The sequence below is a fragment of the Enterobacter sp. RHBSTW-00994 genome (assembly GCF_013782625.1).
In the GTDB taxonomy this organism is placed as follows: Bacteria; Pseudomonadota; Gammaproteobacteria; order Enterobacterales; family Enterobacteriaceae; genus Enterobacter.
On the sequence record NZ_CP056199.1, the window covers coordinates 1,697,192 to 1,712,004 of the forward strand.

Sequence of the window (14,813 nt, forward strand, 5' to 3'; positions counted from 1 at the left end):
CCCGTTTTTTGAAAGGAGTTGTCTGTGAGTATCATCCCAGAACATTTTGCCAAAACGCGTGCAGCCGGACGTCATGCCTGGTGCGGTCTGCTGTTGGCTGTTATACCCGGCTTTGGGCAGTTTTATCATCGTCAGTGGTTAAAAGGGGCTATCTTTCTGGTCCTGCTGGCCAGCTTTATCGGGGTATTCTCTGACTTTCTGCGCGAAGGATTATGGGGGCTGGTGACCCTGGGCGAGGAGGTTCCGCGCGACAACTCCATCTTCCTGTTGGCCGAAGGGATCATCAGCGTGCTGATTGTCGCGTTTGGCGTCATGGTTTACTACTTGTCCCTGCGCGATGCCTGGCTCAATGGCGTAAAGCGGGACGAAGGGCTGGCGCTCAACAGCGTGCGTAAGCAGTACCAGATGCTGCTGAGTGATGGTTTTCCGTATCTGATGATCACGCCTGGCTTTATTTTGCTGGTGTTCGTGGTGGTGTTCCCGATCCTGTTCGGGTTTTCCATCGCCTTTACCAACTACAACCTCTACCACACGCCGCCAGCGAAGCTGGTGGACTGGGTTGGCTTCAAGAACTTCATCAACATTTTCACGCTCTCCATCTGGCGGTCCACGTTCCTTGATGTGTTGCAGTGGACGGTTGTCTGGACGCTGCTTGCCACGACGCTGCAATGCTCCGTCGGTGTACTGCTGGCAATTCTCGTGAACCAAAAAGATCTGCGCTTTAAGCCGCTGATTCGCACCATCTTTATCCTGCCGTGGGCGGTTCCGGGCTTTGTCACTATTCTGGTATTCGCCGGGATGTTTAACGACTCGTTCGGCGTGATTAACAATGCGATTCTGGCCTTCTTTGGCATTGCGCCTAAAGCGTGGATGACCGATCCGTTCTGGACCAAAACGGCGCTGATCATGATGCAAACCTGGCTGGGCTTCCCGTTTGTCTTTGCCATGACCACTGGGGTGCTACAAGCCATTCCGGATGATTTATACGAAGCGGCAACCATGGACGGTGCAAGCAGCTGGACCAAGCTGCGCACCATTACGCTGCCGCTGGTGCTGTACTCGATTGCGCCGATCCTGATCACGCAATACACCTTTAACTTCAATAACTTCAACATTATCTATCTGTTTAACAACGGCGGACCAGCGGTGGTGGGCTCCAATGCAGGTGGAACCGACATTCTGGTGTCATGGATCTACAAACTCACCATGTCGTCTTCGCAATATGCCATTGCGGCGACTATCACCATCCTGCTGTCGATCTTTGTCGTCGGCCTGGCGCTGTGGCAGTTCCGCGCCACCAAATCCTTCAAAAATGACGACATGGCGTAAGGGACGTAACAATGGCTAAATCACAAAGTATTAAACGCGAGAAGTGGGTTCGGCTCTCGCTCTCCTGGCTGGTTATCGTGCTGGTGTCGGTGATTATTATTTACCCGCTGGTCTGGACGGTGGGGGCATCGCTGAATGCGGGAAACAGCCTGCTCAGCTCTTCCATCATTCCGGAGAACCTGTCATTCCAGCATTATGCTGACCTGTTCAACGGGCAGGTGAATTACATGACCTGGTACTGGAATTCGATGAAAATCAGCTTCCTGACCATGGTACTGACGTTGATCAGCGTCAGCTTTACGGCGTATGCGTTTTCACGCTTTCGCTTTAAAGGGCGACAGAATGGTCTGATGCTGTTTCTGTTGTTGCAGATGATCCCGCAATTTTCCGCGCTGATTGCCATCTTTGTGTTGTCGCAACTGCTGGGGCTTATCAACAGCCACCTGGCGCTGGTGCTGATCTATGTGGGGGGCATGATCCCGATGAACACCTATCTGATGAAAGGCTATCTCGACGCGATCCCGAAAGACCTTGATGAATCAGCCCGTATGGACGGGGCAAGTAACTTCCGCATTTTTATCGAGATCATCATGCCGCTGTCCAAGCCGATTGTGGCGGTGGTAGCCCTGTTCTCCTTCACCGGACCGTTGGGGGATTTCATCCTCTCCAGCACCATTTTGCGCACCCCGGACAAATACACCTTACCCATCGGGCTTTATAACCTGGTGGCACAAAAAATGGGGGCCAGTTACACCACCTACGCAGCAGGCGCTGTGCTGATTGCTGTGCCGGTGGCGATCCTCTATCTGGCTTTACAAAAATACTTCGTCTCCGGCCTGACCTCCGGCAGTACCAAAGGATAACAACATGAACAGACTCAAACCCGCTTTGCTTGCTGTTTGCCTCTCTTGCGGTCTTGCCGCCAGTGCCTTCGCGGAGGATGCGGTGAAAACGCGCCCGTTTAGCGCCATGCCGGCGGATTTTATTAAAGGCGCGGATATTTCGACGCTACTGGAAGCGGAACAACACGGCGCCAAATTTTATAACCAGAACGGCCAACAGCAGGATGCCATTGCGATCCTGAAAGCCAACGGCGTGAACTATGTGCGCCTGCGTCTGTGGGTGGATCCGCAAGATGCCAGCGGCAATGGCTATGGCGGCGGCAGTAACAACCTTGAAAATACTCTGGCGCTGGCGAAACGGGTGAAGGCGCAGGGGCTCAAGCTGCTGCTCGATTTCCACTACAGCGATTTCTGGACCGATCCGGGTAAACAGTTCAAACCGAAGGCCTGGGAAAAGATGGATTATCCGCAGTTGAAAACGGCGATCCATGATTACACCCACGATATCATCGCCCGCTTTAAGAAAGAGGGTGTGCTGCCGGATATGGTGCAGATCGGTAACGAGATTAACGGCGGTATGCTCTGGCCGGAAGGCAAAAGCTGGGGGCAGGGCGGTGGTGAGTTTGACCGTCTGGCCGGGTTGCTCAATGCTGCCATTAGCGGGATGAAAGAGAACCTGACCGATGGCGAGCAGGTGAAAATTATGCTCCATCTGGCAGAAGGGACCAAAAATGACACCTTCCGCTGGTGGTTTGATGAGATCACCAAACGCGACGTGCCGTTCGATATCATCGGCCTGTCGATGTACACCTACTGGAATGGCCCGATCAGTGCGTTAAAAGCCAATATGGATGACATCAGCAAGCGTTATAACAAAGATGTGATTGTGGTCGAGGCAGCCTACGGCTATACGCTGGAGAACTGCGATAACGCGGAAAACAGCTTCCAGGCCAAAGAGGAAAAAGACGGTGGCTATCCAGGCACTGTTCAGGGCCAGTACGATTATATTCACGATTTAATGCAAAGCGTTATTGATGTGCCTGACCATCGCGGTAAAGGAATATTTTACTGGGAGCCTACCTGGATTGCCGTTCCTGGCACGACATGGGCAACGAAAACCGGGATGAAATATATCCATGACGAGTGGAAAGAGGGTAATGCACGTGAGAATCAGGCGTTATTCGATTGCAAAGGTAAGGTGCTGCCGTCAATAACGGTATTTAAATAGTATTTTGTCTTAATTCAGGAAATTTTTAATATGAATAAATTTGCGCCTTTAAGTCCTAAGGTTGCTGCGCTATTGCATGGCGCGGATTATAACCCGGAGCAATGGGAGAATTACCCCGGTATTATTGAAAAAGATATCGCCATGATGCAGCAGGCGAAATGTAATGTCATGTCAGTGGGCATATTTAGCTGGGCGAAACTGGAACCCCGCGAAGGGGAATTCGATTTTGCCTGGCTGGATGACATTATTGAAAAATTATATGCCGCAGGTATTCATATATTTCTTGCCACACCTACCGGTGCGCGTCCTGCGTGGATGTCGCAAAAATACCCTGAGGTGTTGCGCGTTGGCCGTAACCGCATACCGGCGTTGCACGGTGGGCGTCACAACCACTGTATGTCTTCCCCGGTTTATCGCGAGAAGACGCTGAAAATCAATACATTGCTGGCTGAACGTTACTCAAAGCACCCGGCGGTGCTGGGCTGGCATATTTCGAACGAATATGGCGGCGAATGTCACTGCGATCTTTGTCAGGTCCGTTTTCGTGACTGGCTGAAAGCCCGTTATGAGACGCTGGAAAACCTGAACCATGCGTGGTGGAGCACCTTCTGGAGCCACACGTACACCGACTGGTCGCAGATTGAATCTCCTGCGCCGCAGGGGGAAGTGTCGATTCATGGCCTGAATCTTGACTGGCGTCGCTTCAACACGGCGCAGGTGACGGATTTCTGCCATCACGAAATCGTCCCGCTGAAAGCCGCTAATGCGGAACTGCCGGTCACGACTAACTTTATGGAATATTTCTACGATTACGATTACTGGCAGCTCGCAAAAGAGCTGGATTTCATCTCCTGGGACAGCTACCCGATGTGGCACAAAGAGAAAGATGAAACCACGCTTGCCTGCTATACCGCGATGTATCACGACATGATGCGCAGCCTGAAAGGTGGCAAACCGTTTGTGTTGATGGAGTCCACGCCGAGCGTGACCAACTGGCAGCCAACCAGCAAGCTGAAAAAGCCGGGGATGCATATTCTCTCGTCGATTCAGGCGGTGGCACATGGCGCGGATGCGGTGCAGTACTTCCAGTGGCGCAAGAGCCGTGGCTCGGTGGAAAAATTCCACGGGGCGATTATCGATCACGTCGGCCATCTTGATACCCGCGTCGGGCGTGAAGTGACCCGTCTGGGTGAGATGCTGGAGCGCTTACCGGGCGTGGTGGGCTGCCGTACCGAAGCACGGGTGGCCATCATCTTCGATCAGCAAAACCGCTGGGCGATGGATGATGCGGAAGGTCCACGTAATCTGGGTCTGGAATATGAAAAAACCGTTAACGAGCACTACCGTCCGTTCTGGGAAAAAGGGATTGCGGTAGATGTGATTGATGCCGACGGCGATCTGAGCCAGTACGCGCTGGTGATTGCGCCGATGCTTTACATGGTGCGTCAGGGCTTTGCAGAACGCGCGGAAGCTTTTGTCGCGGCGGGAGGGCATCTGGTCACGACTTACTGGAGCGGAATTGTCGATGAATCTGACCTCTGTCACCTCGGCGGCTTCCCTGGGCCACTGCGTAACTTGCTCGGCATTTGGGCGGAGGAGATCGACTGTCTGGGGGACGGGGAACGCAACCTGGTGCAGGGGCTGGCAGGCAACGCTGCGGGCTTGCAGGGGCCATATCAGGTTCGCCACCTGTGCGAGCTGATCCACACGGAATCGGCTCAGGCGCTGGCAACCTACCGTGATGATTTCTATGCGGGACGGCCTGCTGTGACGGTGAACCGCTTTGGTCTTGGTAAGGCGTGGCATGTTGCTTCCCGCAACGATCTGCCGTTCCAGCGTGACTTCTTCGCCGGGATCATGGTCGAGCTGGCTCTGCCGCGTGCCATTGAAGGGGATTTCCCGCCGGGCGTCGTGGCAACTGCGCGTACCGATGGTGAGACCACCTGGGTGTTTGTGCAAAACTTTACCGCGCAGCAGCAGATGGTGGCGTTACCGCAGGGCTATACCGACTGCATGACCGAGGCGGCAGTGGCTGGCGACACTGTTCTGTTGCCGTGGGACTGCCGGGTGCTTAAGCGTAAGGCGTAGCGGATTTTCGCCCTCTCTCCGTAGGAGAGGGCATAACGCCGCACCGCGCTGAAAAACACCCTGAAGGAGCCTGCTCATTCGAGCAGGCATTTTTTTATCTGCATAACCAGGAGGCTTATTATGGACAGTAAAATCACACAACGTTTAATTCCTGCCTTTGGCGGCGAAGAGAATATCGAACAGGTTGAAGCCTGTATTACCCGCTTACGCGTGACGGTAAAAGATTTAAAACAAGTGGACTCACAGGCATTACAACTTGAGGGGGCGCTTGGCGTAATTATTATTGGGCAGCAGGTGCATGCAATATTTGGCCGACAGTCTGATGCATTACGTCAGTTGCTGGATGAACATTTTAATCAGCGGAAATAAATAAAAAGGGATAACCATAATAATGGTTATCCCTGAATAAAGAGAATAAGAGCAGCAATGATATTGCTATCATTCGCAGGAAAAAACAGCCAATAGTTGGAGATACAATAACGATTAACGCAAACCGGTATTTACTGCTTATTCATTACCACCAGGCTTCAACCTGTACACCGAAGTTCCAGGTGTTATTTGCCGTACCATCTTCGAAGGATTTACCTTTTTCGGAATCATTCAGGTAAGACGCAAAGACACGCAGTTCCGGGCGAGACATAAAGTCAGGTCCATCAGCCAGGCCCAGCGCGAGGGTGTACTTCTCACCGCTCTGTTTGTACTTAGAGCCATCGGTATAGGTATCTTGCTGGTAGAAACCACCCACTTCGCCGATCAAACGTACATACTCGGTGAACTGATACTGCGCGCGGCCTACCAGGGAGACTAAGCGTGATTTGTCGGTATATTGCGTAGTGTCATCCGCTGAGCCCCAGGTCAACACATGGTTGAAGGAGAACTTGTCGGTAATGGGAATCAAACCGGTGTTGATCACACGATAGCCGGTCGCATCGTTCACGTCGTTCCACATGTCATACCAGCCGCCGCCCTGCGACACCATGTTCTGTGCCAGCCCTTTGTTCGCGTACTGCAACACCAGCTTGTTATAGCCGCCAAACATGTCCTGGCTGATTTCGCCGGTTACCATGACCCCATTGTCGGCCTCATATAAGCCGCCGTAGTCTTTTTGCTTGTTAGTCGGGTTTGGCATCGCGTAATCAATACCGACTTCAGTCCATGCGCCCGACCAGGGTTTCCAGCCTGCATAGCGAAGGTCGATGTAGTTAATATTGACGTCGTTATCACCGTCGACACGGTAGTCGACATCATTGGCGTCGCCACGGATCCAGGCAACAGAGACTGCGCCCGGGCCGAGGGTGTAGTTTTCGATACCTGCGCCCGCACCGGAGATGTTCCAGTATTTGGTGTCGATGATGTGCAGATCATGACGCTGGTAATAGCGTTTACCGCCCCAGATCACGGCATTTGGATCGCCCGGGATCAGCCCCTTGATTTGCAGGTTTAACTGACGCAAACCGAACTGAGCATCATCTCCGAAAGTGGTTTCACTGTCGTTTGAGCCGTCAGACACCATGCTCACCATGCTGTCGAGGTAGAAACTGACATCGTTCTTTTTGTATACCTCAGAGCCAAGCTCCAGTTCGCCATAGGTATCAGCTTCGTTACCCAGACGCCCAATTTTGTTTTTTTGCCACTCTTCCATCCCACCATCCCGTGAGACGCCCACACCAGAGCGAAGATATCCATGAAAATCAATCGGTACTGAAGACGCGGCAAACAGCGAAGGAGACGCTAACGCGGCTGCCAGCGCAACAGATACAGAGCGGATCATCGTGTTCATTGTTACCCTCTTATTGTTTTGTCATACGTTCACAAATCCGATATCATAAAATGCCTAAACCTGTTATATGGCAATTGCAGGATGATGAATGTGTGATTAAGTGCAAATAAAATAGACTATTTTGTTACGATTAATGAGATTCACCACAAATTGTGGCAATGTGAGCGTCATACTTTTTGATGGTGTTATGTGCGTCAGGGTACGGTGGTCAGCGTTTTTTCAGATGTCCCCTGTTACAATCAGCGCATAACTACATAAGGAACCGGACCATGAAGTCGAAAAGCGCGACATTAGAAGACGTTGCACGCCATGCGGGCGTCTCCTATCAGACCGTGTCCAGGGTACTGAATAAATCTGCCAATGTATCCGAAGCCACGCGTCTCAAGGTGGAGAAATCCATAGAGTTATTGCGGTATGTCCCCAACAGACTGGCGCAGCAACTGGTGGGGAAGCAGTCCCATACCGTTGGGCTGGTGACCATTTCGCTGGCGTTACATGCCCCTTCGCAGGTTGCCGCGGCGGTAAAACGTTACGCAAATCTGGAAGGGTATCAGGTGCTGATTTCGATGATTGATGAGAACGTCAATCATAGTATTCAGGATTCCATCAACGAACTGAAATCCCAGCTGGTCAGCAAAGTGATCATTAACGTCCCGCTGGAAGCCGAGCAGGCGCAGAAAATCGCGACAGACAACGATGATATTGTCTGTCTTTTTCTCGACGTTGATCCGTACAGTTCCGTGTTTAACGTTTCGTTTAACCCGGCAGATGGAACCCGCGCCAGCGTCAAATACCTCTATGAACTGGGGCATCGGGAGATTGCATTGCTGGCAGGACCGGAGTCATCTGTCTCTGCGCAGTTAAGGCTCAAGAGCTGGATGGAAACCCTGAAAGGCTATGGCCTGGAGCCAGCGGCGGTGATTCGTGGCAACTGGGATGCGCAAAGTGGCTATGCGGGGGCATTGCAGATGCTACGTGAAACCGCCCCCTTCTCAGCCGTTCTGGTCGCCAACGACCAGATGGCGCTGGGCGTGTTGAGTGCATTTCATCAGCAGCAAATCTCCATCCCCGGTGAGAAATCGGTGATTGGCTATGATGATACCTACGAAAGCTCATTCTTCTACCCGGCGCTGACGACAGTATCACTCGATCTCGATTTACAGGGGAAAGAGGCGGTCCGCCGCATTCTTGACAGCAGCGACGATAATACGCTGCGCATGTCATCCATTTTGCCTGCCAGACTGGTAGTGCGACAGTCCACCGGGGCAAAAGGTGAGAAGGGGACTAATGTGCAGGAGCTTGCCCAACAGCTACGCGAAATTGCGCACCAGTTGGGTAATCTGTAACGCACTGTTAGCACCTCACCGGTCAGTGAGGTGCTAACAGAGTCATTCCAGGCCCAGGGTGTACTGCGCGATTTTAAAGTAGATAATCAGCCCGGTTCCGTCGATTAAGGTGGCAATAAACGGGGCAGAGACCACGGCGGGATCGATGTGACAGCGTTTCAGCACCATCGGGATAACCGATGCGACAATGGCGCTCCACAGCGTAATGCAGACCAGTGTCAGGCTGACAATTAGTGTGATCTCAAGACCAATCCCCATCATCCAGGCGCGAATGCATCCAGCCACACCCAGCGTGGCGGCAATCATTAACGAAGTGCTCATCTCCTTACGCAGCACTCGTCCCACATCCCTTAAATGCACTTCGCCGAGCGCCATTGCGCGTACCAGCGTCGAAGTAATTTGCGTCCCGCTGTTGCCGCCCGTCCCAATGAGCAGTGGAATGAAGAAGGCCAGCGCGATGGCGGATTCCAGCGCCTCTTCAAAATGCTGGATCACTGAGCTGGTATAGGCTTCCGCGACAAACAGTAACAACAGCCAGACGGAGCGCTTTTTCCACAGGCTGAATGCACTGGTCTCGAGATACGGCTTTTCCAGCGGCAGCGTTGCCCCCTGGCGCTGTGCATCTTCTGTGACATCGTCTTCCAGCAGATGCGCTATTTCGCGCTCGGTCAGGCAACCGACCAGCTTTCCGTGTGTCACCACGGGAACGACATCTGCACTGCCGTGGGCCAGTAACCCTGCGAGATCCGCGCGTTCATCTTCAGGTTTTACCTGTACGAAATGCGAAATCATTAGCGCGTTAACCGGCTGCACCGTATTGGTTTCCTGTAATAATTTTCTGACGGCAATCATACCCGCCAGTCGGCCATTATCTTCGATGAAAATATGAGACGGAATATCATCATCTTTTAATTTTTCGAAAAATTGTTCGCGTGCTGATGCCACACATAAAGCAATATTGAGGACGATGAAATCGGTATTCATGTATTGCGCGATAGCGCTTTCATTGAAAGCCGGATTATTGTTGTGAATGGAGTAAGACATAGTGAATTCCCTTTGAATAATAAAATCTCTCAGGGGCGAGCAAGACAGGGCATGTCGAAGAAGAGATCCCCACGTCCTGGGTTCAGCACTGTACACCGTATCCCGTAAGGGAAGTTATACTGACAAAGCCTTGATTCGACAGTGCCTGTTTTACCCTGTGCCGGTTCTCTCGAACCCACCAGAGCGATAACGTGTATTTGTACAGGAGCCTCGCCATAACGAGATCGTTGTAAAACGTCGAAAATAATACGCCAGTTTTTTTCTGTTGCCGTGAAATTTAAATAATGTTTAAGAAGTGTTTAGAAGATTATTTTCGTGGAAATGTTGAGGGAGTATTTAGGATGTTTCATTTTTAATAGAAAGATGAAACAGGGATCAGGAAAAGAATATGGCGTTGTTAAACAATATGCTCAGCCATTTTGCACTTCATCCCGCGCATCTCTTTGCACTGCTTTTTGTGATGGCGCTTGGTAAGTCCACGGTGCTGATCTCATCGGTGTTACCTCCTGCTTCGGTGATGCTGCTGGCGGGGATAACCCTGAGTCAGTCTGTTTTTTCTCCCGTCGTGGCGTGGATTGCCATCATGCTTGGCGCGACGTTGGGGTCTGTGCTGAGTTACCACGCCGGGCAACGACTGGGCCACACACGTCTGGTTGCGCGTTTGACCGCCAGACATGCGGATAAGATCCTGAAGATTCAAAGCAAACTACAAAAAAACAGTGTGGTGGCGTTATTCGGTTCGCGCTTTGTCGCCGTGCTGCGTTATATCGTGCCGCTGGCCGCCGGAATGCTCAGGCTGAGTGCGGGACGCGTGTATGCCATCAGTCTGCTGTCGGCTGCCGCATGGGCGGCGCTGTATGTCGGCGCAATCACCGGCATCAGCGCCTTCTGATTTACAGACTTCCGGTTCCTCCGTCGACGAGTAATTCCGTTCCGACGGTATAACCTGACTCATCCGATGCCAGATATAATGCGGCTTTTGCCAGTTCAACGGGCGTGCCCATGCGTCCTAACGGAACCAGACTCGCGATGTCCCCTTGCAGGGCTTTTTGCGCCTCTTCGCTCAGACCTAGCTTATTGAGCGCCGGGGTTGCAACCGGGCCAGGACTCAGGCCGTTGACGCGAATACCGCGTGGCAGCAGTTCGGCTGAAAGGGTGCGAGCCAGCGAGAGCAGGCCAGCCTTACTTGCCGCATAAACACTGCTGGTGGGCAGGCCGATACGTGCGCTGACGGACCCGCACAGAATGACTGACGAAGGGTTATTCAGCAGCGGCAACAACGCCTGAATCAGAAAGAAGGGGCCTTTAAGGTTGATGCGCATCAGGCGATCCCAGGCCTCTTCCTGCCACTCTTCCAGCAAGCCGTGTGTGACGTCTCCCGCGTTGATAAACACGGCATCGAGGCGTGGCCAGCGTGAGGCGAGTGTCTCTGCCAGTGCTTTTTGCGCGGCAGTATCGCCCGCATCAGCGGAAATCACCCAGGCGTGCTCGCCAAGGAGCCGTTGAGCCTCGGCCAGAGTTTCCGGGTTACGCCTGCGACCTGCGCCCCTTCGGCGATAAACTCCTGTGCGGTTGCCAGACCAATGCCGCTGGTTCCCCCGGTAATCAACGTGTATTTACCCGCTAAACGACCCATGTGCTTCTCCTGAAAAGTCAGTGGAGAAAGCACTATAGAAACGTTAGTATCGAAAGGAAACCAGGTACCAACTGGATACTAAAGAGGCAAGAGGTGTGCTATGGCGGAAAGACGCGATGTGTCCTGCGAAAAAAATTCTGCGGTGCATGCCTGCCCAATGACGCGGTTCGTGAATCTGATTTCGGGCAAGTGGGCGATCCCTGTGCTTTATCGCCTGATCGTCCTTAATACGCCGGTGCGTTTTGGCGATCTGCTGCGTGCCGCCGCGCCCATTACGCAAAAAGAGCTGACGAAGCAATTACGCCTGTTTGAACAGCGCGGGCTGGTTTCACGTACGGTTTATCCGGAGATCCCTCCGCGGGTTGAGTATCAGATAACAGAACTGGGGCTGACGCTTCAGGGAGCGCTTTCCCCGCTGGCCGCCTGGATGAATGATTACGGCGACCAGCTGGAGTCTTAAATTACTTCCTGAAATAGCGTGGGGCAGGTTCGCCGGTGCGTGCGCTGGCAAACAGGTTCAGACGCGCCTCTTCAAAACGCGCCCAGAGCTGTATGTCGTGCATTGGTGGGATAGTGATCAACTCTCCCTGATCCAACCCTGCCAGCGCTGCATCGACCAGATTATCGGTTGTCATCACCGACCCCTCCGGTAAATCATTAACTGATACCCCGGACAGATCCCAGATTTCCGTTGCGGTAGCGGCAGGTAATACTGCCTGGATGCGGACATGACGGTCGGCAAACTCTTCCTGCAAGCCGCGGGTGAAATTGAACACCCAGGCTTTGGTGGCGCTATAGAGTGCGCTACCCGCGCGGGCGTGGAGAGAAAGTACAGAAGCGATGTTGATCACTGTGCCGCTGTCGTTTTGTGCCAGACGCGGCAGGATGGCGTAGGTGAGGCGCATCAGTGCCGTCGTATTCAGGGTGTTGATGGCCTGATGTTGGGCAATATCCCCGGCTAAAAAGGGGGCCATCTGCGCTGTGCCTGCATTGTTAACCAGAGTGTCGATGCGGGTGTCGCTACGCAGTTTTTCTTCAACGACGCGAATACCGTTTTCATCGCTCAGATCGGCAGTCAGGGTCTGGATCTCCACCCCATACTGGCCTGAAAGTTGTTCAGCCAGCGCTTTCAGGCGGGCTTCGCGTCGGGCGACCAGAACCAGATTGTAGCCGCGCGCCGCGAGACGATCGGCGTACACTGCGCCAATACCGGATGATGCCCCTGTGATCAGCGCTGCAGAATGTTGCGTAGTCATTGTGTTGTACCTCAAAGCAAAGTGAGTTAATTGGTTTCAATATGAAACTGAATTTACTGTGAGATATTTGGTTTTATAATGCAACCATTTTGGGGGGCTATTTTTTGTTTCTGAATTCAGGGCAGAAAAGAAATTCAGGCTAACAATATGAAATTACGGGGTTTTAAGCTCAACGTCCTGAGGCGATAATTCCCGGCCATCGCCTGCAATGAGAGACAGTTTGCGCAGGGGTTGCTGGTTTTTCACGTCGACCAACACGCTGCCACATTCGTCATCAGCGAACAGATATTCATTGCCCCATTGCGACAAAGCAACCAGGACCATCTGTAGCGCTTGTCCCTTTTCGGTGAGCACATACTCCTGCCATGCACTGCCGTCGGAAGCGGGCTGGAGGATGAGGATACCTTCGTCAACCAACAGTTTCAGGCGCGAGGTCAGCATGTTTTTTGCGATACCGAGGCTTTTTTGAAACTCACCGAAGCGTTTAATGCCGCGCAGGGCATCGCGAACGATCAGCAACGACCACCAGTCGCCAATAATATCCAGCGAACGGGCAATCGAGCAGGTGCTCTCTTCAAGGCGGGTGCGTTTCACGGGCGATTCTCCAGGACGGTATGGTTTTATTATAAAACTAATTATGCTGACGGGTAAGCCCGTTATTCATCAGTTTGAGAAATGCTTCCCGGAAAATTGTCATCAATCTGTCACACTTAACGCGATGTTAACAACCAGGTGAGGAATGAGGGATGAGAAAAGCACTACTCGCTGTTGCAGTGGCAGGCTCCATGTCCATGACGTTCGGCGTACAGGCGCAGGACGTACCTGAGGGGTATCAGTTAGAACAAGTTTTAATCATGAGTCGCCATAACTTGCGTGCGCCGCTCGCCAATAATGGCAGCGTGCTGGAACAAGCCACGCCGAACAAATGGCCAGAATGGGACGTGCCGGGCGGTCAGCTCACCACCAAAGGCGGCGTGCTTGAAGTCTATATGGGGCACTACATGCGTGAGTGGCTGGCAGACAAAGGGATGGTCACCACGGGAGAGTGTCCGCCGGCAAATACGGTTTATGCCTATGCCAACAGTTTGCAACGCACCGTGGCGACCGCGCAATTCTTCATTACGGGTGCATTCCCTGGCTGTGATGTGCCTGTCCATCATCAGGAAAAAATGGGCACGATGGACCCAACCTTTAACCCGGTCATTACGGATAACTCCCCTGAATTCCGTGAAAAAGCGCTGAAGGCGATGGAGACTGAACGGCAGAAAATGCAGCTTGATGAAAGCTATAAGCTGCTGGAGCAGATGACAAACTATGCGGAGTCGCCATCCTGCAAAGAGAAAAAGGTCTGTTCACTGACCGAGGCGAAAGATACTTTCAGCGCGGAGTATGAAAAAGAGCCGGGCGTTTCCGGGCCGCTGAAAGTGGGTAACTCGCTGGTGGATGCCTTTACGCTGCAATATTACGAAGGCTTCCCGGCCGACCAGGTCGCCTGGGGGGAAATCAAAACCGATCAGCAGTGGCGCGTTTTGTCGAAGCTGAAAAATGGTTATCAGGATTCGCTCTTCACCTCTACCGATGTTGCACAGAACGTCGCCAAACCGCTGGTGAAATATATCGATAAGGCGCTGGTGACGGATCAGGCGAAAGCGCCAAAGATTACGCTCCTGGTGGGACACGACTCTAATATCGCCTCGTTGCTGACGGCCCTGGACTTTAAGCCGTATCAACTGCACGACCAGCAGGAACGTACACCGATCGGCGGTAAAATTGTCTTCCAGCGTTGGCACGATAAAAATGCCAATCGTGAGCTGATGAAAATTGAGTATGTGTATCAGAGTTCTGAGCAACTGCGGGAGGCGAGTGTCCTGTCGCTGACCTCACCGGCACAGCATGTGACGCTGGAGCTGGCAGGTTGCCCGGTCGATGCGAACGGCTTCTGCCCGGTCGATAAATTCAATGCGGTCATGAATAACGCGGCGAAATAGGGGATAACCCCCCGCCGTAGCGGGGGGAACGTTCAGACGTTTTTACGTTCGATGGTTTGCTCGCCCCAGAAGAGCGAGTCTTTGTCCGTTTTATCGAAGGCGCGTACCAGTACCTCATCGCTGCCTTCTTCCCAAATTTGCTCAGCCACTTTTTCATCATATTTCGCGACTTCAAAGATGGCCTCGGCAATTTCCGGAGAGGTGTTGCGTAAACTTGCCCATTCGCCGACGCGATGAGCTTTAGATTCTTGAGTTGGCATGCTGGTCCTCCTGTTG

At 52.7% G+C, this 14,813-nt stretch carries 14 protein-coding genes, 1 pseudogene and 1 riboswitch; of the genes and pseudogenes, 9 read left to right on the forward strand and 6 right to left on the reverse strand.

Annotated features, from left to right (window positions below; translation table 11 throughout):
* Window positions 1-24: 24 nt before the first annotated feature.
* The 5 genes from HV346_RS07935 to HV346_RS07955 all read left to right on the forward strand — a co-directional run bounded on the left by HV346_RS07935 (window position 25) and on the right by HV346_RS07955 (window position 5,856).
* Entirely contained in the window at window positions 25-1,329 is a 1,305-nt protein-coding gene (locus HV346_RS07935; protein ID WP_181622976.1) for a sugar ABC transporter permease, read from the forward strand.
* 11 nt (window positions 1,330-1,340) lie between these two features.
* Window positions 1,341-2,192 carry a sugar ABC transporter permease gene (locus tag HV346_RS07940; protein ID WP_181622977.1) on the forward strand — a complete coding sequence of 284 codons (852 nt, stop codon included), beginning with the start codon at window positions 1,341-1,343 and terminating at the stop codon, window positions 2,190-2,192.
* A 4-nt stretch (window positions 2,193-2,196) separates the two neighbouring features.
* Window positions 2,197-3,399 carry an arabinogalactan endo-beta-1,4-galactanase gene (locus HV346_RS07945; protein ID WP_181622978.1) on the forward strand — a complete coding sequence of 401 codons (1,203 nt, stop codon included), beginning with the start codon at window positions 2,197-2,199 and terminating at the stop codon, window positions 3,397-3,399.
* Window positions 3,400-3,429: 30 nt separating this feature from the next.
* Window positions 3,430-5,487 (forward strand): beta-galactosidase, encoded by a 2,058-nt coding sequence (locus HV346_RS07950; RefSeq protein ID WP_181622979.1) that lies wholly within the window; start codon window positions 3,430-3,432, stop codon window positions 5,485-5,487.
* A 120-nt stretch (window positions 5,488-5,607) separates the two neighbouring features.
* Window positions 5,608-5,856, forward strand: a complete 249-nt coding sequence (locus HV346_RS07955) for a PTS transporter subunit EIIB (RefSeq protein WP_181622980.1) — start codon at window positions 5,608-5,610, stop codon at window positions 5,854-5,856.
* Window positions 5,857-6,001: 145 nt separating this feature from the next.
* Here the strand turns inward: HV346_RS07955 and HV346_RS07960 are convergent, their stop codons facing one another.
* Window positions 6,002-7,267, reverse strand: a complete 1,266-nt coding sequence (locus HV346_RS07960) for a maltoporin (protein ID WP_181622981.1) — start codon at window positions 7,265-7,267, stop codon at window positions 6,002-6,004.
* Window positions 7,268-7,536: 269 nt separating this feature from the next.
* Here HV346_RS07960 and HV346_RS07965 point away from each other — a divergent pair, with 269 nt between their 5' ends.
* Window positions 7,537-8,613 (forward strand): LacI family DNA-binding transcriptional regulator, encoded by a 1,077-nt coding sequence (locus HV346_RS07965; RefSeq protein WP_181622982.1) that lies wholly within the window; start codon window positions 7,537-7,539, stop codon window positions 8,611-8,613.
* Between the two features lie 42 nt (window positions 8,614-8,655).
* Here the strand turns inward: HV346_RS07965 and HV346_RS07970 are convergent, their stop codons facing one another.
* A complete protein-coding gene (locus HV346_RS07970) occupies window positions 8,656-9,657 on the reverse strand; it encodes a magnesium transporter (protein ID WP_181622983.1) in 1,002 nt (333 codons plus the stop codon).
* A gap of 60 nt (window positions 9,658-9,717) precedes the next feature.
* Window positions 9,718-9,887, reverse strand: a riboswitch (M-box (ykoK) riboswitch).
* 158 nt (window positions 9,888-10,045) lie between these two features.
* Between HV346_RS07970 and HV346_RS07975 the strand changes: the two genes are divergently transcribed.
* Window positions 10,046-10,549: a VTT domain-containing protein gene (locus tag HV346_RS07975; protein WP_181622984.1), complete on the forward strand. Its 504-nt coding sequence runs from the start codon at window positions 10,046-10,048 to the stop codon at window positions 10,547-10,549.
* Between the two features lies 1 nt (window position 10,550).
* Here HV346_RS07975 and HV346_RS07980 read toward each other — a convergent pair.
* Window positions 10,551-11,293 (reverse strand): annotated as a pseudogene (locus HV346_RS07980) (SDR family oxidoreductase).
* Window positions 11,294-11,393: 100 nt separating this feature from the next.
* Here HV346_RS07980 and HV346_RS07985 point away from each other — a divergent pair.
* The gene (locus HV346_RS07985) at window positions 11,394-11,753 is read left to right on the forward strand and encodes a helix-turn-helix domain-containing protein (protein ID WP_181622985.1); all 360 of its coding nucleotides are present in this window, start codon (window positions 11,394-11,396) and stop codon (window positions 11,751-11,753) included.
* Between the two features lies 1 nt (window position 11,754).
* Here HV346_RS07985 and HV346_RS07990 read toward each other — a convergent pair whose 3' ends face one another.
* Together HV346_RS07990 and HV346_RS07995 are read right to left on the reverse strand one after the other, a co-directional pair.
* Window positions 11,755-12,549, reverse strand: coding sequence for an SDR family oxidoreductase (locus HV346_RS07990; RefSeq protein ID WP_181622986.1), 795 nt, complete (start codon window positions 12,547-12,549; stop codon window positions 11,755-11,757).
* 153 nt (window positions 12,550-12,702) lie between these two features.
* Complete coding sequence (locus tag HV346_RS07995; protein ID WP_181622987.1) at window positions 12,703-13,143, reverse strand: helix-turn-helix domain-containing protein; 441 nt, start codon at window positions 13,141-13,143, stop codon at window positions 12,703-12,705.
* A gap of 152 nt (window positions 13,144-13,295) precedes the next feature.
* Between HV346_RS07995 and agp the strand changes: the two genes are divergently transcribed.
* The gene (agp, locus tag HV346_RS08000) at window positions 13,296-14,537 is read left to right on the forward strand and encodes a bifunctional glucose-1-phosphatase/inositol phosphatase (protein WP_181622988.1); all 1,242 of its coding nucleotides are present in this window, start codon (window positions 13,296-13,298) and stop codon (window positions 14,535-14,537) included.
* Window positions 14,538-14,569: 32 nt separating this feature from the next.
* Here agp and HV346_RS08005 read toward each other — a convergent pair whose 3' ends face one another.
* On the reverse strand, window positions 14,570-14,797 hold the full coding sequence (locus tag HV346_RS08005; RefSeq protein ID WP_181622989.1) for a YccJ family protein: 228 nt from the start codon (window positions 14,795-14,797) through the stop codon (window positions 14,570-14,572).
* Window positions 14,798-14,813: the final 16 nt, after the last annotated feature.